Below are 24,288 nucleotides of genomic sequence, written 5' to 3' on the forward strand. Positions count from 1 at the left end.
GGCCAGAGCTACGCGCAGAGCCTCAGTGTCACGCTGCCCGTCGTCGCCGATGGCTACTACACCCTGAGCGTGCACTCCGATTCGCATGGCGAAGTGTTGCTGCCCGATACCCGTGCCGATACCGTATCCGCGCCCCGCGGCATCAGCATCAGCGCCGCCTATGCCGACCTCGGCGTGTCCGCCGTCACGGCTCCGTCCGACGCACTCAGCGGCGAGAGCGTCCGCGTGACCTGGACCGTCACCAATACCGGCAATTCGCCGACCGACCTGGCGCTCTGGAACGATCGCGTAGTGCTTGCGCGCTCGCCGACGCCGTCGGCCGGCGATATCGTGCTCGCTGGTTCCGTGGTCCATGCGGGCGTGCTTGGCATCAACGGAAGCTATACCGGCACCGCCACTGTCGTGCTGCCGCGCGATCTCGTCGGCACCTTCTACATCCTGGTACTGACCAACCTCAACAATGCCGTCACCGAACTCGGGCGCACGGGGAACAACCTCGCGGCGTCCCAGCCGGTGTCGATCACGTTGGCACCCATTGCCAACATCGTGGCTTCCGCGGTGACCGGTCCGGCCTCCGTCCGCCCCGGCGACATGGCCAGCGTGGGTTACACGGTAGCCAACAGCGGCAATGCGGCCGTCACGGGCGCGTGGCGAGACACGGTGTACCTGCGCGCCGCCGATGGCACGCTGACCGAAGTCGGCAGCCGCTTCTACACTGACGGGCTCGCGGCCGGCGCCACGGTGCCGCGCAGCATCGACGTGTCAGTGCCGTCGTGGTTCAGCGAAGGTAACTACAACTGGGTCGTCGTCACCGATAGCGACAACGTCGTGTACGAACGCGACAACGAAGGCGACAACACGGCCGTGGCGGCGGCAAGCGTCACGATCAGCCGGCCGGACCTCTCGGTCACGTCCGTGACCGGTCCGTCGCTGGTCCAGTCCGGCACGAGCCTGCATGTGTCATGGACCGTCGCCAATGGCGGTGGCGTCGCCACGGGCGGCTGGGTGGATCGCGTCTATCTGTCGCGCAATGGCCAGCTCACCCAGGTCGCCGAGATCGCGCACGGTACCGACCTTGCGAACGGCGGCTCGTACACTGCCTCTGCCGACATTGCCATTCCGCTCGATGCGCGTGGCGATTACGAGATCGTGGTGGTGACCGATGCGCGCAACGTGGTCGACGACCGCGCGCGTGCCGACAACACCCGCAGCGCGGGCTTCACTGTTCAGTTGGCGCCCCACGCCGATCTTGTCGTGAGCGCCGTGCAGGCGCCGGCCACGCTGATCGCCGACCCAGCCACCCTCGCGGTGAGCTGGACGGTGACCAACAGTGGTACCGGTGCCGGTGACACCTCCGGCTGGGTCGATCGCATCATCCTGTCGACCGATGACATCATCGGCAACGGCGACGACCGCGTCGTGGGCGAAGTTCGCCACGAAGGCGCGCTCGCGGTGGGCGGCAGCTACCAGGGCGACTTCACCACCTTGCTCCCGCCCGGACTGACCGGCCGCTACAAGCTGTTCGTGGTGACCGACGCCACGAAGCAAGTCTTCCAGGATGGCGCGACAGCGAACGATATCGCCGCGGCGGATCACACCGTTGATGTGATGCCCAAGCCGTACGCGGATCTCGTCGTTGACGCCGTAAAGACCCAGGGCAATGCGACCAGCGGCCAGCCGCTGACGGTGAGCTGGACGGTTCGCAACCAGGGCATCGGCATCACCGATTCCGCGGAATGGTCCGACAACGTCTGGCTCAGCAGCTCACCCGATGGCACCGGTACGCTTATCCAGCTGGCCAGCGCGAACCATATCGGCCAGCTTGAGGTGGACGACCATTACGTGCGCAGCGTGGTCGTGACGGTCCCCAACGGCCTGTCCGGCACCTGGTACGTTAACGTGCGCACCGGCGGTCCGTTCGAGTTCGTCTACGGCGATAACGACGTCGGCCACAGCGCCGCCGTGCCGGTACAGCTGGCACCGTCGCCCGACCTGCTCGTGCAATCCGTGAGCATGCCGGCCAGCTCCGTGGAAGGGGCGGTGGTGGATATCGCCTGGACGGTGGTGAACCAGGGCGAGGCCATCGCCAATGGCCCGTGGGTCGATACCGTCAAGCTGGTATCCACCCAGGGCGGCCCGGACATCGTGCTGGGTACCTACACGTACGATCGGCCGCTGGAAGCCGGCAAGACCTATACCCGGACGGAGCAGATCCGCCTGCCGGCGAAGATCGAGGGCCTTTATCGCCTCGAGGTCATCACCAACAGCAACCTCGGCAAGGACGGTGCGCAGGTCTATGAGTACGGCACGGCGCGTGACAATAACCTGACGATCGCTTCTTCCGCGTCGCAGATCGTCCTGCAGGCGCGCCCCAACCTGCTGGTGGATACGGTCACGGTACCGGGGAGCGTCACCGCCGGCACACGCGTCGGCATCCAGTACACCATCGTCAACCAGGGCTCGGTGCCGGCCAGCGGACATTGGCGCGACAAGGTCTACCTCTCGCTCGACGGCACCCTCACGGGCGACGACGTGCTCGTGGGCATCTTCGATAACGGCAGTGCCCTGTCTCCGACCGAACGCTATACGAATGCCAGCGGTTCGATCGACATCCCGATCACCTACCGCGGCGACGTCTACCTGATCGTGGTAGCCGACGGCGACAACACCATCGACGAATACCCGAACGACGCCGATAACCAGAAGGCGGTTCGCTTCCACGTCGACCCGGTGCCGTTCGCCGACCTCGTGACTGACAACGTAGTCGCGCCGGACCAGGCCGTGCACGGGGCGACCATCCAGGTCGACTACCGCGTGACCAACAAGGGTAGCGCCGCGACGCGGGGTGTCGACGCGGCGACCAACAGCTGGACGGATACCGTCTGGCTGGCGAAGGACCCTCGCCGCCCCGGCGCTAACCGTGGCGACGTACTCCTGGGCAGCGTCACCCATTCCGGCAATCTCGCGGTCGGCGAGGATTACCTCGGCAGCCTGCGCGTCGCCATTCCGAACGACACCCTCAGCGGCCAGTACTACATCACCGTCTGGAGCGATGCGTACGACAGCATTCTCGAGGACACGCTGGCGACGAACGTCAATCCGGACGACCCGACCCAGCTGGACAACAACAACTACAAGGCGCGCGCGATCTCCGTGCTGGGCATCACTCCGCCGGACCTCACCGTCACCCAGGTGACCGTGCCGCAGACCGTCGATGCCGGCGGGAACCTAAGCTTCAGCTATTCCGTACAGAACCAGGGCGACCTGTTCACCGGCAGCTGGACGGATACCGTGTACGTCGCAGACAACCCGGACCTGTCCAAGGCTACGAAGATCTGGCTGATCGGCAACTACACGCAGAGCCGCACGCTGAACAATGGCGAGAAGTACACGGTCGCCCAGACTGTGCAGATCGCCCCGTCTGTGACGGGACGCTACGTCATCGTGGTATCAGATGCACTCAGCCAGGTGCGCGAGACCAGTGAGACCAACAACGCCGCGGCGACGGCATCGAACGTCGTCACCCATCCGGCCGACCTCCAGGTCACCTCGGTGGTTATCCCGGCACAGAACTATTCGGGTGAGCCCACGCCGATCACCTGGACCGTCACCAACCTCGGCGAGGCGGTATGGGCCTCGACCCGTGCCTGGGTCGATTCGGTCTACATCAGCACCGATCCGACCTTCATCCCGTCGCGCGCGACGGCGCTCGGTGCCTTTACTCACTACAACACCGGGGGTCTGGCCGCCGGTGGTAGCTACACGGTCACGGCCAATGTGACGCTGCCGCCGGGTACCGACGGTCGCTATTACATCTACGTGATCAGCGACACCGGGGCGACCCAGGATACCCTGGCCTCGCCGCAGCCGAAGACAAAGCCGCAGGACGAACTCAACGCCGGCAACCGTAACGACTGTGCCGTCGGCTATTACGGCCTGTCGGTGTTCGAAGGCCTCAATGGCGCGAATAACGTCGGCGGCGGCGGTATCGACATCACGTACCGCGAGGCCGACCTGCAGATCGACACGGTGTCGATCTCCAACCCGACGCCGCAATCGGGCGACCTGGTGACGGTGACCTGGACCGTGACCAACCGCGGCGACCGCGCCACGCGCGCCACGTCGTGGTCGGACGGCGTGTACCTGTCCGTCGACGACACGCTGGATGCCAGCGATACGCCGCTGGCCGAAGGTGACCGCTACAGCAACCCCGGTCGCGTCAAGGGCATCACCATCCTCGACGCGAACGGCAAGCCGCGTTACCTCCAGCCGGGCGAGTCGTATACCGCCACCCTCACCTTCCACCTGCCGCAATCGATCAGCGGCAACTTCCATGTCATCGTCAAGGCGGATACCTCGACCACTAAGGATTTTGACGGTGGCACGCCAAGCTCGATCCGCGACGGCCTCGATGTCATTCGCGGCAGCGGCCCGGGCGCCGTTCTCGAATTCCGTGACGAAGGCAACAACGTGGCCTCGCTGGCGTTGCCCATCACGCTGGCCACGCCGCCGGACCTGACCGTTTCGCATGTGGACGCGCCGACCCATGTTGTTGCCGGGCAGTCGTTCACCGTGGACTACTCCGTCCTCAACGCCGGTGGTAACACGCCGTCCGACCAGGGCAACTGGAACGACCTGATCTACCTGTCGCGCGACCGCTTCCTCGACGTGAACCAGGACCGTTACCTCGGTTACCTGTCGCATAGCGGCGGCCTTGCCGCCGGCGGCACGTACGACGGGAGCTTCACCGTCACGGCACCGGGCGACCTCGACGGCCCGTGGTACGTGTTCGTCGTTACCGATCCCGCGCGGGCCTTCGGTGCCGGCGCGAATGGCGCCGTGCTCGAGTTTGGCAAGGACCAGAACAACGCCACAGCGGCCGACCAGCCGATCCTCGTGGAAATCCCGCCACCGGCCGACCTCAAGGTCGATACGGTTACGGTGCCGCCGCAGGCCCAGGTTGGCCAGCCGGTGACCGTGGACTACACGGTCACCAACGATTCGGACAACACCGCGCACGGCACGTGGACCGACGCGATCTATCTTTCGATCGACAATACCTGGGGCCTGACCGATATCCTGCTTGGCAAGGTCGTGCACAACGGTGACGTGGCCGGACATACGAGCTACAGCGGCACCCTTACGGCGAACCTGCCGCCGCTCAAGGACGGCAGCTGGCGGATCATCGTCCGTCCGGACCTCTACAACGAGGTCTATGAAGGCGCGATCAGCTACGGTGCCACGGGCCTGGTGATGGCGCCGGGCGAGGCGAACAACCTCACCGCGTCCGCCGCGACCATCAAGACCACCGTACCGGCCATCCAGGTGGCCAGCCCGACAGCCATCGTGCTCGACGACGGCGTGACCCAGCTTTACAAGGTGAGCGTCGCCGCGGGCCAGACCCTGCGCGTGCTGCTTGATGCGATGGCCGTCTCGGGCGACAACGAGCTGTACATCCGCTACGGCGATATCCCGACCACCTACGCCTACGACGCCTCCTACTCGAACGCATCGTCGGCGGACCAGCAGGCGATCATCGCCAGCACACAGGCAGGCGATTACTACATCCTCGTGCGCAGTCGCGGCGGCCACGGCGTTGCAGCGACCCTGCGCGCCGACCTGTTGCCGCTGTCGATCACCCAGGTGACGCCGGACCATGGCGGCGTGAGCGACGACGAACACCGCTGGGTCACGCTGGACATCTACGGCTCAAACTTCCAGCCGGGCGCCATCATCAAGCTGAGCCGTCCGGGTGTGTACGAAGCGGAGCCGGACCGCTGGCAGGTGCTCGATGCCACGCACATCCGTGCGATCTTCGACACCCGTGCCTTCCCGCTCGGCCTGTACGACGTGACCGTGATCAATCCCAACGGCCAACGCGTCACCGAAGCGAACCGCTATCTTGTGGAACGCGGCATCGAAGACGATGTCACCATCGGCGTCGGTGGCCCGCGCAATCTCGAGCCGGGCGATAGCGGCACCTATACGGTGTCGCTGCAGAGCCTGACCAATGTCGACACGCCGTACGTGCGCTTCGACATCGGCGCGGTGGAGATGGGCTACAACCAGTACCTCGTCGACGGCCTCAACCTGCCCTACGCGCTGTTCGGTTCCAACGTGGGCGGCTCGCCGTACGGCAGCTCCGCCAACGCGGCGGCTAATACCCAGGGGTACGGCCAGACACCGTCGAGCCAGCAGCGCACGGACATTCCGTGGGCGTCGCTGGACGGCACGTTGAACACCGCCGGCTACAACCTCGCGCCGGGCTATGCCTTCGACGTCGGTGCCGAGGGTTTTGTAGGCATGACCTTCCGCCTGCAGACCTACCCGGGCCTGACGGCGTGGGTGAACCGCGATTTCGCGGGCCTCCGCGATGCGCTGTATGCGGTGCACCCGGACTGGAAGGCGGACGGCATCCTCGACGGCGGTATCGACGGACTGGATACGATCTCGCAGGGGCTGGCGGCGCGCTTCCGCTCGACCGAACCGGATGACATCCTCAACAAGATCGAGATCCTTTCCGAATCGTTCGAAATGAACCTCGTCGCCGCGGCGACGGCCCTGACCCGGGCCGAGTTCGTGGCGGAACAGACGGCATACGCGCTGCGCCTGCGCACGGCGATCCTCGCCGACCCGAAGGCACCGGCGAACCTTGCCGTGCTCGCCGCCGATCCGTCGACCTGGGTCAATGGCTGGCTGGCGGCACTGGAAGCCGGCGGCATGCTGCGCCCGGACGACCAGGCCGCTCCCATCACCACGAACCCGCAGGTGGTCAGCCTCAATGCCACGCTCGCTGCCGGCATCCTTCTATCGCGCGCCGGCGACAGCTATCGCACCCAGGCCGACCTGCTCGCCTTCTTCGCGAAGGTGCAGCAGTGGTACGGCGATACCGCGAAGTACAGCGGCGACCCGGATGCCACCCAGGGACCGATCGATCACTTCGAAACGCGTCACACAGAGAGCGGCGAAGAGGTCATCGTGCCGGTGCCGTCGCTCGCGAACCCCGCTGACTACGACCAGCACGCCGGTCGTACCCTGCAGTTCGAGAACTTCCAGATTTTCGTCGGCGGCACGGCCGAGCTGGAATACCTGCGTGCGCAGGGCCTGCTCGACGCGACGTTCAATCCGCTGCCAGGCAAGTCACTCAACCTCGCCCAGTACCTGCAGCTGATGGCCCAGCGTAGCGGCGTTGACGATACCGCCATTGCCGTGCAAGGCCCGCAGGGGCAAGCCACGGCGACCGACGGCAGCGTCTACGTGCCGTCGGCCACACCGCTGCCCTATTCGTTCGCCTTCTCCAACCCGACCACGCAGGGCGTCGGCCAGATCCGCATCGTCACCCAGCTCGATCCGAACCTCGATACGCGATCGCTGCGCCTTGGGGACCTGAAGCTCGGGGACATCAACATCCACGTGCCGGCGGATCGCGCCAACTTTCAGGCCGACTTCGACTTCACCGCGACGAAGGGCTACGTGCTGCGTGTCAGCGCGGGCATCGACATCGAGTCGCGCATCGCCACCTGGCTGATCCAGGCGATCGATCCGGCCACCGGCGAAGTGATGAAGGACCTCACGCGCGCCCTGCTCGTCCCGACCAACGGTGCCCAGACCGGGGGCTTCGTGACCTATACGGTGTCGGCCGCGCCCACTGCGGTCACCGGCACCACCATCGGGGCGACGGCACGGATCTTCTTCGACGATACGCCGCCGATCGACAGCGGCACGCTCAACGTCACCCTCGATGCGGGTGTGCCGAAGACCACGGTCACGGTCACCGGCCTCGGCAACGACGCGGCGGGCGCTCCTTCCTACAGCGTGAAGTGGAACGCCCAGGACGATGCCAGCGGCATCCGTTACGTCACCGTGTATGTCGCCATCGATGGCGGCGACTTCCGCATCTGGCAGCGCCAGGTCGGTCCGGACGTGACCGAGGCCGTGTACACCGGCGAAGCCGGGCATACCTACGAGTTCCTCGCGGTGGCAACCGATCTGGCCGGCAACCGCGAAGCAGCCAGCGTCACCAATGCCGTGCTGCCGGACGACGGTGGCCGACAGGATGTGCTGGACGGCCTGGGTGTCACACCCGGACTGGAGCAGACACCCAGTACCCCGGCGGCGGCCCCCGATCGCGACTACCCTGAAAGCACCCTCTTCCAGCAAGCCTCTCAACTGCTGCCGGGTGTGGTCGCAAGCACCCAGCCGGGCGATTACTCGAACGTACTTTCGCCGTTCACGGCGCGTGGCTTCGCGGATGGGTTCGCGGTCGGCGATGCCGACATCGGTGCGATGGCCATGGTCGAACTCGCCGATCACAGCGTGCTGTTCAGCGCCGGTGCCCAGCGTAACGAAGTGTTCAAGGTTGGCAAGACTGGCGGCCATTCGGTGACGCCGCTGTTCGTCCTCGACAGCCCCGTGCTCGACATGGCCGTCGACGCCTTTGGGCAGCTGTGGGTCATGACCGGTAACGAACTGGTCCAGGTAGATACGGGCAGCGGCGCGATCCTTCGCCGCCTGCAGGGGCCGAGCGGCCAGCCGCTCACCCATGCGCTGGCAATCGCTTCCAACGGCGACATCTATGTGTCGTCCGGTGGCGGCATCGAGGTATTGCACCCGAACGAAGCCAACGCCGCCAAGGCGTGGCAGCACTTCAGCAACACCCGCGTCGGCGACCTGGCGTTCGGTCCGGACGGGCGCTTGTGGGCGGTCCGTTGGACCGGTAGCCAGATCACCGCCGCCGATCCGAACGGCAGCACGGAGATCGTGAGCTTCCCCATGTCGGGCAAGACCGTCGGCCGCGCGGAACTCGAGTACCACCTGACGGGTGTGGTGACGTCCATCGCGTTCGGCGCGGCGGACACGCCGCTGGCTGGGCTGTTGTTCGCCTCAGGCGCGCTCGCGCAGCACATCACAGTCGACGGAGTCACCGACACCACGCATGGCTCGACGACCTGGATGATCGAGCTTGAATCCCGCCGCGTGTTGCAGCTGGCGGGCGGCGGTACGCAGGCGGAGGCGATTGTCGCTACCAGTGACGGGCGGATCCTTGTCGCGCAGACGAACCATATTGACGAGATCGCGCCGGCGCATGCGCCGAAGGTGGTGGCGACGAGCGTTCCGGACGGCGCGTTGGTGCCGTTGCCGTTGGGTGAGATTGCGGTGGTGTTTGATCAGGATATGTATACGGGCAGCGGCGAGGGAAGCGTGCTGGACGTCAGCCGCTACGCCTTCGTTGCACCGGAGAACGGCGGCAACCAACTGTATCCCTCGACGGTTCGCTGGGACGCCTTGACCCACACTGCGTATCTCGGCGTGGCTGGCCTCGGTGCCGGCAGTTACACCCTTACCGTCGACGCTGGCGTGCGCTCCGCCACGGGCTTGGTCATGGGCCAGGAGGCGGCCACGCATTTCGTCGCCCTGCTCGAGATGAGTTCGAGCATCCAGATCGTATTCAGCAACACGCGATCCGATCGCGCCACCGGTGCGATCAGCTACGACGTGACCCTCACCAATGTCGGCGATCAGGATATCCACGGTCCGCTTACCCTGCTGATCGATCCGGGTCAGTGGTTCCCCGGTGTCGTCGCAGGAGCGGCCCACCCATCCGGTATCGCGGGCGACATGTGGGTGATCGACCTGACCCAGGCGCTTGAAGCGCTTGGCGGCAAGCTCGCTCCGGGCGCTTCGATCGTCGACCAGACGGTGACGATCATCCCCGCGTCAGGCGCCCACGCGGAAGGCACCTTGGCGGATATCGTCAAGCTCAACCTGGGGCATGGTATTTATGCAGTGCCCACGGTCAACGAGCCGCCGCTCATCCGACCTGTGAGCGAAGTACCGTCAACTCCGTTTACCTTTGACAACGTCGCAACAAAGGGCAGCCAGTGGACGGCGACCATCGACGGTCGCGACCGCGACGGCACCGTGCTCTATTGGCAGCTGATCGATGGTCCCGCCGGCATGACGCTGACGCCGCCGGACGGCTACACAACGTCCCCGGACGGCGCCTATCATTCCGCCGCCACCCTGGCCTGGACGCCGGGTGCCGACGCAATGGCCGATACCGTGGTCGTGATTCGACTGACCGATGCCCGCGGCGGCAGCTGGCTGCAGACTTTCCACGTGAACGTGGACAAGGGCAACCGCCCCCCCGTCATCGACGCTATCGGTCAGGTCACCCTGACCGAAGGCCAGTCCCTGTCGCTGTCGTTGCATGCGGCCGATGCGGACGGCGACATGCTCACTGTCACCGTCGCAAACCTGCCACCCGGCGCGACATTCGACGCGCGCACCGGACGCCTGAACTGGACGCCCACATACGATCAGGCTGGTATTTACCGGAACGTGACTGTGTCGGTCACGGACGGAAAGACCACGACCACCCGCAGCTTCGACATCACGGTGAACCAAGGCTACGCCGCACCGGTACTCGCAAACGTTCCGGAACAGGTGTTGCGCGAAGGCGACACCTACGGTCTGCAACTGGCCGGCAGCGTGCCTGGCGGATTGAACCCGGCGGATGGCAGCACTGTCTCGCTGGCCTACAGTTCGACTTCGCTGCCGTCAGGCATGACGCTGAATGCAGATACCGGCTGGCTCGCCTGGACGCCTGGATTCAATCAGCACGGAACGTTCCAGGTCACGGTCGTGCTCATGGCCACGACGACGTCGCCGCAGGGCAAGGTTGTCACGACGCGCACCCAGACGACCATTGCGTTCAGTGTGCTCAACGCCAATGGTGCCCCAGCCTTCGACGCCAACTTAGGCGACAGCTGGAACCTGCTCGAAGGCCAGGCGCTTGATATCAGCGTGTATGCGTTCGATGCCGACAACCCTGGCTTTGTGCCGAAAGTGCGCCCGACGCCCGACAGCGCCGCCATATCGCCCGACGGAAGCAGTTCGGTTTCGACCGTCACCTATCAGGTGCTCGGTCTGCCAGCAGGTGCGACATTCGACAGCGAGACGCTGCGGATCCGTTGGACGCCAGGCTACGACCAGGCAGGCACCTATTACGTGACCGTCATCGCCACCGATGACGGCGACGGCACGGGTAAGCCCGCAAGCAGCTCGGTGACGATCCCGATCGTTGTCGCGAATAGCAACCGTGCGCCGGTCATCGCGCCCATTGCGAATGCGACGGTTGATGCGGGCGCAGTGCTAGAAATACCGGTAGACGTGGCCGATATCGACGGCAATCCGGTGACACTGACATTTGCCGGTTTGCCGGTGTTCGCCACCTGGATCCAGGACGCGAGCAGCGCCCCGGGCCACGTGACGGGTAAAATCCGTTTCGTCCCCGGTGCCAGTGACCGCGGCGACTACGCGGTGACGATCACCGCGACCGACAACGGCGATGGCGAAGCAAGCCGCGTGCTCAGCCAGACCATCGGCTTCGTACTCACGGCGCGCTCGCTGACCGCACCGCCTGCGATCCAGGTGCCTTCGCAGGTCGTTGCGGTGGCAGGTAGTGCGATCAGCCTGCCGATCAGCATCAGCGATGCCGACCAGGATTCGCTCTCCATCGTGGCGAGCGGGCTCCCCGCAGGTGCGACGCTGGAGCTTCTCGCTCAGTATGGCCAGGCTATCCTCCATTGGACCCCGGGTGCAGACGATATCGGCGCGCACGATATCGTGCTCACCGTCACCGACAGTGGCTTGCCGCCACGCGACCAAGGCTATGCCGATCCGGAACATCCGGTCCCGAACGTCGTCACCCGGACCATTCGCATCGTGGTGCGTGCAGCGAATACAGCACCCGAGCTGCTGGGTCTTCAGGTCAACGGAAATGCCGTCTCGACTGGCGATGCGGCCACGCCGATCGCCCTCACGGCGAACGAAAGCGTGCCGTTGGCGCTCGACCTGTTCGCCCGGGACGCGGATGCCGATGTCCTTACCTGGACGACTCATGGCCTTCCCACAGGGATGGTTCTCTCGATTACCGACGGTGTAGCAAGCCTGCGCTGGACCCCGAGTTACTTCTCGGCCCAGGGCGGCGACAGGGGCATCTACCGGTTCAGCGTGACCGCCAGCGATGGGGCCGCGACCTTTACCCGAAGCTTCGTGCTGAGCGTGAAGGACGTTAACCAGGCACCGGTGATCCTTCCAATGCCGCTGCAGCTCGTAGACGAAGGCAGCACGCTCGGCTTTGATCTGCGCACCGCGGACGCCGACGGCAACGTCGTGCAGGCGAGCCTCGTGTATGACGAGAACACGCCAGCGGGTGTCAACTTCGATACCCAGACCGGCCATTTCGAATGGACGCCCGGTTACGGCATCGTCGATAACGCCGTCGAAGGTAGCCGCGATTTCACCTTCACTTTCCGCGTGACCGACGGTTTGCTGACTTCGACGCAGACCGTGCACGTTCGCGTGTTCGACGTAGACCGCACGCCGGTACTTTCCGTTGGAAGCCATGCCGTGGTGGTGGGACAGAGCATCAGCCTGCCCGTCACCCTCGGCGGCAGCGATGATCACACGGGCGTCCATGCCGATGATCCGGATGGCGGGGTGCAGACGAGCGCGCTGACGGTCGCCTTCAGCGGACTTCCGGAAGGTGCGGTATACGACGCAGCGAAGGGACGTCTGGACTGGACGCCTGGCCCTGGCCAGACCGGCGATTTCGTCGTGACCGCGACGGTCAGTGACGGCTTCCGTCAGACGCAGAGGACCTTCACCCTACGCGTCGTTGCCGACGCCGCGGCGAACGCGCCGGACGTGCTGATTGACGCGGTGCCATCCACGCCTGCCCTTCCCGGTCAGAGTGTGCTCGTCACGGTCCGCACCAGCGCCTTCTCGCCGGTCACGTCGGTCGTGGTGGAAGTTCGCGGTCAGGGTATCGGCAGCGACGTATGGCGGACGGTGACCATGGACAGCAGTGGTCGCTTCCGCTTGCAGGGCTCCCAGCCAGGTCTCGTGGACATCCGCGTGACCGCAACGGACGCGGACGGATTCCAGACCCAGGTCACACGTCAGATCGGTGTTCGCGACCCTGCGGATACGGAAGCTCCCGTGCTTTCGTGGGCGGGTGCGTTGACTGGCGCGACCGCGACGGGAAAGCCGGTCGACGTCGCCGGAATCACAGCACTCGCCGCGGCCGTCCGTGAAGCGCAGGCAATGGGTTATCGTCTCGAGATTGCAAGCGAAGGTAGCCAGGACTGGCGCGTCCTTAGCGCGCAGTCGTGGGACGACGCCCGCATCGATCAGATCCTGGGCTTCAGCAGCCTTGATCCGACCAACTTCGCTAATGGTGTGTACCGGCTGCGCCTTACGGCATGGGACTTGCTTTCGCGGACCTCGCAGATCGAGGCGCGTATCGTCATCGACAGCACTGTGAAGCTGCCGCCCGTGGCCGCAGCCACCGACGGCGCGTTCTCTCTCGGCGGTCACCCGCTCGGATTGAGCCGCAGCGTTACCGACGGCGGCGGCGCGAGCCTTGGCAACTGGTCGCTTGATGGCTTCGACACGCGCCTGACCACCGACCAGATCGCAACCACCTCGACTGGCGCGATTGCCGGGTGGAACGAAGGTGCGCGCGTTTGGCTTAGTGTGGGTGGCGCCAATCTTCGCTTTGACCTTTCCACGACGGCCACACGTCTCCCAGGCGATGCTGGCGCACCGGTCGTCTATCGCCCCGCGTTCTCCAGCGACAACGGGTGGACGCTCACCGCGCCGGGAAGCACCACCCTGCAACGCATGGGCGGTCACCTCTATGACAGCGTTACTGGCTTGCCGTACGTCCCGGGTGGCTATGTCCTCACGGCGCCGGACGGCACCGCATACACGTTGGCCGCCGACGGCAAGGTTAGCCAGATGCGCTTCGAAGATGGCACCACCTGGCTTATTAACGACGCGGGCATCGCGCTTCAGGGCGGGAACGCTCTCCAGCGTGTCACCTTCGAGCGCGATACCGCCGGGCGACTCACCCGGGTAACCGGACCTGGCATCGACGGCGCGTTGCGCTCCATCGCCTATCGCTACGATAGCGCCGGGCGTCTGATTCTTGCGCGCTGGCTGGACGGCATCGATCCGGGTACGCCGTACGGTTACGACACCACCTCGAATCCTTACACCGATACGCTCACGGTGAGCCTCGGTACGGCGGCGACGTGGGTCGGCAACGACTCGGCGAATCATTGGAATGGCGAACTCAACGGTGGCACCACCACCATCGGCTTCCAGGTCCGCGAATCCGAACTTGCCTCGACGGTAAAGGCCCCGGGAGCACAGGGCAGCATCATCCTCGCGATTTCCGCCCGCTTCGGGGATCCATCAACGCAGCTGAATCTCGTTGGCGCCACCATCATCGGCAGCACGCTGCACGACGGCATCCAGACATGGCTGGTCCGCGTGAACAGCGCCGGCTTGAAGCTCCTGCGCCTCACGGGTTCCGGAAGTGCCTCGGTCACCGTCACGATTGCGGGCGACCTAAACGATGATGGAAAGGTTGACGGTGCGGACAGCGCTGCCTGGAACACCACGTCGAGTGCCGGATTGTCGGACCTCGACGGCGACGGCAACGTCGATGCCCTCGACCGGCAGATCCTTTACGCAAACTATGGCTGGCGTGCCAACCTGCCGCCGGTGGCAGGTGCACCGCTCAACGTGTTGACTCACACCGATCTTTCGGTAACGGTTGGCCTGGGAAGCGTCGCGTCGGACCCCGACGGGGATGCGCTGTTCTGGCGCATTCTCGGCAGCACCCACGGCACGGCCACACTTTCGCCGGACGGCAAGAGCATCATCTTCCATCCCGAGCCGGGCTATGTCGGCGCGGCCGATATTGCCGTGCAAGCGGACGACGGCTTTGCATCCAGTGCACCGATCCATGTGCTCGTGAATATAAGCGGCGCCCAGTTGCTGCAGATCGATGTCACCCGCCTGGCCGGAATGGCCAGTGGGGATAGCCGTGACCTGGTGATCAAGGGCACCTTCGCCGATCAGGCGGATGTGATGCTCGACGCAGATTATGTCGACATCCACTCTACGCAGTCGTCAATCGTGGATATCCTTGCGGATGGCTCGGTGCATGCCGTGGGCACGGGGACGGCGACGGTCGAGGTCAGTTCGCATGGCATTCGTGCGGTCGATGCCATCGAGGTGGGCACGACGGTACCGAATGTACCGCTCAACGCCGATGGCTTCGAGGTGGATGTATATCCGCATGCCATTGACCTGCCCGAGTACGTCGGCGAACGCCAACTAAAGGTCACTGCGCAGGACGGCACGGCGATCTCGGCAGCGAGCAGCGGCGTGCGCTATTACATCAGCAACGACGCTGTCGCGAGCATCACGCCGGACGGGCTGATCATTGCCAAGGCGTCCGGTTACGCGACCGTATCGATCATCTATGGCGGCCGCCAGCACGACATCCTGCTCTATGTGCAAGCCCCGTCGACCGGCCCTACCGTCATCGACGCGAGCAAGGGCGCTTCGGTGCAGGACGACGCCGGGAACCTGATCATGGTCCCGCCGGGCGCCTTGCCTGCCAACTCGACCGTCTCGGTCAGCGCGATCGATGCCGGCTCGTTCGGCATGCCGATGCCGGCGCCTGATGTGCTCCAGGTGGTCGGCGCGTTCCATGTCGACGTGGGTAGCACGAACAGCACGTTGCCACTCCAGCTGGCCCTGCATGTCGCCGACGCTGGCGGCAATACACCGGCCGTAGGTACCCAGGTATTCTTCTGGCGCAGAGGCACGCTGCTCGACAGTTCGGGCGTCACTCACGACACCTGGTTCCTGGTGGACAACGGCGTCATCGGCGACGATGGCCTGGCCCACACGTCAAGCCCGCCGTACGGTGGCTTCGCCGCCAGTGGCGACATCCTGGTCACCACGAGCGACAGGGACCTGCGTACCGGCCAGACCACGGTAACCGTCGCCACGCTCGACTGGAACCTGATGTGGTCGCAGTCCGGCAACATCGCCATGGGCGTCGCGCCGTCCATGGCCAACAGCGCCCTGGACATCTTTACCTTCGGCCCGCTCTCGGTCGTCCGTTATACCCTAGCGGGCGCGTACCAGAAAGACGTGCCTGTCACGCGCGATGGCGCTGGCACGGTCGATGTAAAGTTCCCCTTTGCCGACTCCACCACGACAGAGAAGCCGACAGTTACCGGGTACTCGCTGGATACGGCTACGGGCGAAATCACCCTCGATGGGGTGGGCTTCAAGCCTGCCGATGCCGCCGCGGAGACGGTCGCGATCAAGGTATGGATCACGCCGCGAGGCAAGGAGCTCGCAGCACCGAGTTCGGTGCCTGATCACGGCCTGGTCTGGATGTCGATCGATGCCACCATCGGTACCGACGGCAAGATCAAGGTGAAGCTGCCGGAGGGCATCCTGCTCTCCCAGCACCAGATCATGATCGAGCGCTTGACAAAGACCGTCGACGACCAGGGCAATATCGTCATACCGAAGACCGGCATCCTGAGCGATGCGGTGAATCCGTATGATCCGACCCAGGTGATCGACGCGACCATGGTCACCAGCGCCACGACCATCAATTACTTCGCCAACGGTTCGCAACTGGCACTTATCAAGCAGCAAACTGTCGACGAGCAAGGCCGTGCGTTGAAGTTGCTTGGCAGCATGACCAGTCAGATCGCGTACAACACGGATCAGTCGCTTGCCTTCGTGGCCGGCGGCGATGGCCGGATCTACGTCGTGGATACCATGACGCTCACCATCGGCTACACGATCCAGGTACTTAACTCGAGCGATTCGATCAGCAGCATCGTGGTCGTCGGCAACTGGCTCTACGTCGCCGAAGGAAGCCGCTACGGCGGCGCTGGTCGGCTGCTGCGCATCGACGTGTCGCCCGCCTCGGCAGGCTTCCTGAAGACGCAGCAGGTCATCACCCTGCCAGGCGCCGTCACACCCGACGGTTTCCTCGGCATGGCAGTCAACGAAGGGCGGTATCTTGGCCTGACGGCTCCGGTCTCCACGATCGGCGTTTCGAACAACAACCGGGCCGGTTCGGGGAATGTCTACGTCCTCGACCTTTCGCTGATCGGTGCCGACGGCAAGCTGGCCGACGGCGCGTTCCGCATGTTGCCGCTGAGTGCCCTGCCCTCGTCGTTCGCGCTCAAGGGTCCGCAATACATCACCGCAGGCAGTCAGCCGGGACAGTTCATCGTTGCCGACGCCCTCGACCACAGCAAGGGCCTCGCGATTATCAGCTGGCCAGCGGATGCGAAGGGGAAACTGGGCGACACGCCGGTCGTGACCCAGCCGAGCCTAACGCCGACCTCGGATTCGAGCTGGCTGACCGCGAAGTACCAGCAGAACATCCAGCGAGCGGACGGCGTGGTGGTGTTCGAATATAACGGCGTGGAGTACGCACTTGTCGCCGACTACAACTTCATCTTCAACGACGCACACTATGGCAACGACGATATCGTCGGGAAGCAGATCGGCGGAAAGATCGGCATCGTGCAGGATCCGTTCGGCAAGCAAGGTGGACCGCACTATCTCGGCGCCACCACGCCGATAGTTGGCGGCGCGATCGACCACCTCGTGCTGGGAAACGATGGCCAGCTCTTCGCCGACGTGTTCGTCGATGAAATGAGCGACGAACCTGGCGTCTATTCACGCGACTTCAAGGCCCTCCTGGTCTGGAACGATATCGGCACGCTCATCGATGCCGCCATCGCCGCCTACCAGTCGGGCACTTCCCTGACGCAACCGATCGACCTGAACCAGCCCGTCCTGCAACCGACCCGGTACGACGGTCCGACGGCAGGAAGCTATTTCGGCTGGATTTACGGCATTGCCACCGGGCCTTCAACGCAGTCCGAGATGACCACGGTCGAGGTGGATAACCAGCTTTACGGCGACGTCACCAAGGTTGACGTCAAAGCATTGCTTGCCGCGCAAGGCATTTCCGTCGGAGGCGACTTCTCGATGGAGCAGCAGCAGGGCCCGAACGGCGGCAGCTACACCGACGACATGATGAAGTTCGGCTGGTTCAACCAGGGCCATGTCTTGTCCTACCAGTACGGTGACACCTGGCAGGTGTTGCAGGACGGATCGACCACGAATTCCGTGGGCAACACGACGTTCGCGGACACGGGTACGTTCTACTTTGCCGCGGACTTTGACTTTGAATCCTTGCAGGATGGGAATCCGCTCGCTGCCCAATCGTCGGTGGGCTACGTGCGCGTTTTCGTGCACAGTGTCAACGGCGAGGTGGTCGACGAATACCGGACCTACCGCGTCTTGATCAAGTTCAAGGGCAATACGCTGAAGGATCCGGCGGACCCCGGCTATTCGACGCTTGTGCTCAAGGGTGGTGTCGGTGACGGCGAGAAGAACAATCCGCTCGACGTCGCCTCGGTGCAACAGCGCCTGAAGTTCCTTGGCTATCCATCTATATACGGTCCAGGTCCCTTCACCTCAACGACGGAGCCTGAAGAGATCCGCGTCGATGGCAAATGGGACGATGCGATCACGACCAGTGTTGGAACACTCAACCGGACTGAAGGCGCGTTGGATCGGTTCCAGACGGTCACTCACGCTGCGGTTACGGAACAGCCGGCGCCGTCTGTGGTCACCACGGAAAATGACCTCGTCTTCGATGAGATGAAGGGTAATCAGTTGATGCCCGTCACCGAGGCCCTGCTCGATCGGGCCGAGGCCATGCTCAAAACCGGAAATCGCGCGGGCGCGTACATGCTTCTTTACAGGAGCGTAGGCGCATCTATCCTGCTAATTCAGGCGCAGATAACCACGTACTCAGGATTCTTCGGCGCGGGTGGTCTGATCGGTAATGCCTTCGCCAAGGCCGACAATGGTCCGGGCGCCTACTCCGTGAACCTCGACCAGTTCTCGATGGATATCGATGCGGGCAACATCCGTGCGATCCGCGATGATCTACGCCATGGCGGCACCGGTCGACTGACGGACGGTCAACTTCTGGACGCCGATCGTGGCGTTTGGGAAGCCAAGGGCCTTGGAGAGTATTTCCCGGGCAACGCGCTGTTCCTGACGGCTGGCAGCGGGATTAAGACGCTCGACATCTCGGATATTCCAGGTGCACTCAACATCCTGAGCGCCATTTTCTCAGGCGGCGCCTTAAACTCGTTCAATGTCGGCATAAACGAGAGCTATGTCCTGCTTGGACATCGGCCAGAAGAATTCCGCAACCAGAGTGCTTTCACGGTCTACGACCAAGGCGGGAAAAGTCGTTTCATAACTGTCGTTGAAAACGCCACTGGCAGGATCGTGCTGTTCTTCGACACGAAACCCGAACTCCCCCAGCTCGTGCCGAATTTCAAGGACGGTGAGCCGAGTCTCACCCCCGCCAAGCAGATCGTCGACGAGCTGACCGGAGACAACGAGAACGTCACATATACGGTCACTGTTCGGGATCCGGAAGGACACACTTCGACCACCTTTGCGTCTACGTACTTTGACGACCTGAAATCACTTGTCCTGGCGATTACGGGCCTCAAGTACGTCGATGACTATCCGGCCTGGTTAGCCACATTCGAGTCCAGTTCGCCTGGCCAGCAGCCGAACGTCATCCTGTGGGCGCGAGATCGCATTGACACATTCGTGGGCGCGGACAAGCACTTTGCAGTCGGCGCGCGCACGCCGGGGGCCGAACCTGTGTACACCACGATCATCGAGGACACACTGGACGTAGCCGACACCCTGGATCGTTCCGGGAAGATCACCGCCAAGAGCGACGACCAGACCCTGGCATGGCTCAACAGTGCGAACGCTCCTCGCTGGCAGCGCATCGTCGATGGCGACCACGTCGCTGTCGACCCCGAATCGGGCGGACACGACCACGGCAGCAGTTGGGAAATCGATGTCATCAAGAATGCGGCGGACGCGGCCGCAGGGTACATCGCCGGGAACAAGATCGACGTACTCAACCTCACGACGGATGGCTGGTCACCCATTGCGATTCCGCATAATCCGAACCAGGCCGATTGGGTGCGCGAGTATACAGACGGGTTGTCGTTCGACATCAGGTTCGACGAATCGCTGAAGGATTTTACGAGCCCGATTTACGCGTTTGTGAACCTCGACCAGGTTGGGAAGGACCTCGCCGCGCTGGGGACTAACGTGCAAGCCGAACTGAATTACGTGCTTGGCATGAGTGGGCTTACGCAGGCTGAGAAAGTGGCTATTGTTGAAACTGCGGTGTTGCGCCAGAGCGCGGGTATCGCCTGGAACGGCGCGTATCTCGGCGACGTCGAATACGGACATCGCAATAGCATGATCACCGCCATCCTGGGCATGATCCGCATCGAGACCGGACTGAACAACGACGATCCGCACAGCGCTGCATACGGTATTCACGACATCCAGACGATGGAGGGATATGGCGGCCTGTTGCACGTCAAGCTGAAGCCGCAGGAAATCGGCAAGCTTCAGGCTGCCGGCGATGGCGCCGCGGCGCCCCCCGCCGGCGCGACGGCTTCCACGCCCGCCGTTCAGCAGGCTGTCGATACGATTCTCGAAAACGCGCTTTCGGCGTGGGGCATTTCCCACGCGGACCTGGCCGCAGCGGACGTGGCCGCTCCCGCCGCCGTCGTGGCCAATCTCTCGAACGCTATGTTGGGTGTCACGACAGGCAACTCCGTCAGGATCGACGATGACGCCAACGGAGCCGGCTGGTACATCGATCAGGATCTGTTCTCGAACGAGGATTTCCTGCCAACGTCCGACCCCGGCGTATGGGTAGCGAAGGCTGGAAGCGCTGCGGAAGGAAAAGTTGACCTGTTGACGGTCGTGTTGCACGAGTATGGACACATACTCGGACTGGACGACGTTGGCAGCGACGGCGGCATCATGTCGTTGCAACTGGGTCCTGGCGTGCGCCGGCTACCTTCGCCGGCCGTGATTGCCCAGGTACGTGCCCTCCTGGCCGGGAAGATCGCCGCACTCGCGCAGGCGGTCGCGACCGGCCAGACGACCGTGACGGTCGGTATCGGTGGCGTTGTATCGTCGCCCATCCAGCCGACCTCGCAGGGCGAACCCGCGCAGGCACAGGTCCAGGTGAATCCAACGATCCTTTCGGGCGGGTTCCGGACGGGTTCGGGCTGGTCGACGACGGGCACCGTGGATATTGCGAACGGAACGGCCACCCTCGTCGAGGGAACGACGACGCAAACCCGGCTGGCGCAATCGTTCCTCGTTGGGGACACGGATCGGTTCCTGCGTTTCACCGTGGATGGGATCGACCTGCAGAACGGCAGCGGTATGCCGGGCGATGCCTTCGAAGTCGCTTTGCTCGATCTCATGTCGGGAGCATCGCTGGGCGGGTCCATGTCGCTCTCTCACACCGACGCATCGGTGAACCTGCAGGCCGACGGTCATGGATTCTTCGGGAGCGGAGTCACCTGGATTGCCAATACAGACGGCAGCCGTACCTACCTGATCGATCTGCGTGGTATTTCCGCGGGCACCGCTGTTACGTTGTCGTTCGACCTGATCGGCTTCGGGCCGGCGGGTAGCCGAGTCAGCATCCGCGACGTGGCTACGATCGGCCTGCCGGCCGCAGTCGACGATAGCGTCAAGGGCGACGAAGACGCTGCCCTCGAAGGTTCGGTCACCACCAACGATGTCGATGCCAACGGCTTCGCCGCGATGCTCGTGAATGGCCCTGCTCATGGCACCCTCACCCTGTCAGCCGACGGTCACTTCGTCTACGTGCCAGATGCGTTGTGGTTCGGCACCGACACCTTCAGTTACGTGCTCGACAACGGCCACGCCAGTTCCAACGTTGCTAGCGTGACTTTGACGATCGACAAGGTGAACCACGCGCCCACGACCGGCGATTTCGAGGTGTCGCTGGCCGAGGATGGCACCACGCGCGTAGACCTCATCGGGCACGCGAGCGACCTGGACGGGGACGCCTTGACGGCGCGAATCGTGCAGGGTCCGGCCCACGGCACGCTGATGACCAACGCCGATGGCACGGTGAGCTACGTTCCGGCGGCCGGTTTCCACGGAGCCGACACCTTTACCTTCGTCGTAAACGACGGTACGGCAGATTCGTCGGTGACAACCGTCACGCTCAACGTCGAACACGTCAATCATGCCCCGGTGTCCCAGGATGCGACGATCCAATCGCAGGAGGAACAGGCAATCGCGGGCAATGTGCTTGCCTGGGTCACCGACAGCGACGGCGACGCACTCGCCGTCGAGCTGGTTGGCGGCCCCGCGCATGGCACGCTTACGCTCAATCCAGATGGCAGCTTCAGCTATCGCCCGGACGATCTCTACCGCGGCACGGACAGCTTCAGCTATCGCGTCAGCGATGGCTCGCTGACCTCGGCCGTGGCAACGGTCACGATCGTGATGGCACCGGTGAATCATCTGCCGACGGCGAGCGATTTTGCGGCTACCGTGGCTGAGGATGGCTCCATCGTTCTCGATCTGCTGGTCCATGCGGCGGATGTGGACGGGGACACGCTTATCACTGCCATCGTCGATAGTCCGCGGCATGGTTCGCTGGTCAAGGGGGCGGATGGCAAGTACAGCTATCGACCCGATGCTTACTATGCCGGTGGAGACAGCTTCACGTTCACCGTGAACGACGGCCAGGGAGGTTCCAACCTTGCCACGGTGACGCTGACGGTCACGCCGGTTAACCATTCAGCTGTCGCCGTCAATGACACGGCAGCGACGGATCTGGGCAAGGCCGTAGTCATCGCGGTGCTCGCTAACGACACCGATATCGACAACACCACGGGCGTCAACGCCGGCTCGCCGCTTCCGGCCAATGCTGGACTCACGGCGCGCATCGTCGGCCAGCCAGCCAATGGCACAGTCGCGGTGAACGCCGATGGGACGCTGACGTACACCCCGAAGAACGGGTTCTTCGGCACGGACAGCTTCACCTACGTCGCAAACGACGGCACGGTCGACTCGGCGGTCGCTTCGGTGACGGTCACGGTACGTCAAACCAACCATGCACCGGTTGCCAACGACGATGCGTACACGGTTGGTCAAGGCAGGTCCATCACTGTCAAGCCGCTGGCAAACGACACCGACGCGGATGGTGATGCGCTTTCCACCGTCATCGTCGCCGGCCCGCAGCACGGCACGTTGACCCGGAACGCGGACGGCTCGTTCACGTATACGGCTAATGCGACCTGGTCCGGCGTCGACACCGTCACCTACCAGGCCAGCGACGGCAAATCGTTGTCGAACGTGGCGACGATGCGCCTCACCGTGACGGCGGGCAACCATGCGCCCGTGGCGGTCGACGATGTCTTCACAGGACGCCAGGGAACGAACATCGTTCTCGACCTCCTTGCGAACGATACCGACCAGGATCAGGACCCGTTGACGATCGCCAAGCTCCTGATGCCGTCACACGGAACGCTGACGATGAACGCGAATGGGACCGTGACCTATCATCCCGACGCCGGCTGGTCGGGGACGGACATGTTCCGGTACGTGGCCGCCGATGGTAAGACGCTGTCAAATGTCGCCGTGGTTCACATCACGGTGCTTCCGTCGAACCCCATCGCGATGCCAGATACGTTTACCGCCGGTGAGAATTCGTCGACCCGCCTCGACCTCCTCGCCAACGACATGAGCGCCAGCGGTACCCAGATCGTCACCCGGCCGTGCCACGGCTCCCTGGTGGTGAACATCGATGGCAGTTACACGTATACGCCCAACAAGGGTTGGTACGGCACGGATAGCTTCACTTACCGGGCCACGGACGGCAGCGCTCGATCGGGTGTGACGTCGGTGAGCATCGTGGTGCAGAAGATCAATCGCGCGCCGACCGCCCGCGATGCGACCTTCCAGGTGCAAAAGGACGGTAGCGTGCGGATCGATTTCGATTGCCTCGTGAACGACCCGGACGGCAACGCCCTGACGCTCAACCTCGGCAATCCGTCGAAGGGATCACTGACACGCAACCACGATGGAAGCTATACCTACCGTCCAGGAAGCGGGTTCATCGGCACCGATTCCTTCGTTTACTCGGTCAACGACGGAAAGGTGTCGGCGTCGGCGACGATCACCCTGGTGGTCTCCAGGAACGCCCCCTGCGGAGACGCGTTGAGTCTCATCGTCAATGCCTTGGCGGACCTTGGAAACATTCACGCCGGCGGCTATATCGTCGTCAACCAGGGAGCCCAGAACGAACCTGTGATCGACTGGGCGGGATCGGCCGGGACAAGCGACTCGGTACTATCGGCCAACTGGTGGGCCGGCTTGCTGGGCGGGTCATCATCCGGCATCGATTTGCTGGCGATTCAGACAGGGCTGGTTGTTCGACGGGACTGACGAAGATGAAGATGTATCCACTCGTTGCCA

General features: G+C 63.9%; 1 protein-coding gene (only partly in view). It reads left to right on the forward strand.

From position 1 onward, the window contains the following. On the forward strand, positions 1-24,258 hold the 3' portion of the coding sequence (locus ACZ6YI_RS08690; RefSeq protein WP_465778286.1) for an Ig-like domain-containing protein. It extends 12,276 nt beyond the left edge of the window; 24,258 of the gene's 36,534 nt are visible here — the last part of the coding sequence; its start codon lies off the left edge, out of view; its stop codon occupies positions 24,256-24,258. Positions 24,259-24,288: the final 30 nt, after the last annotated feature.

The organism is Luteibacter sp. NPDC104163 (assembly GCF_055584245.1).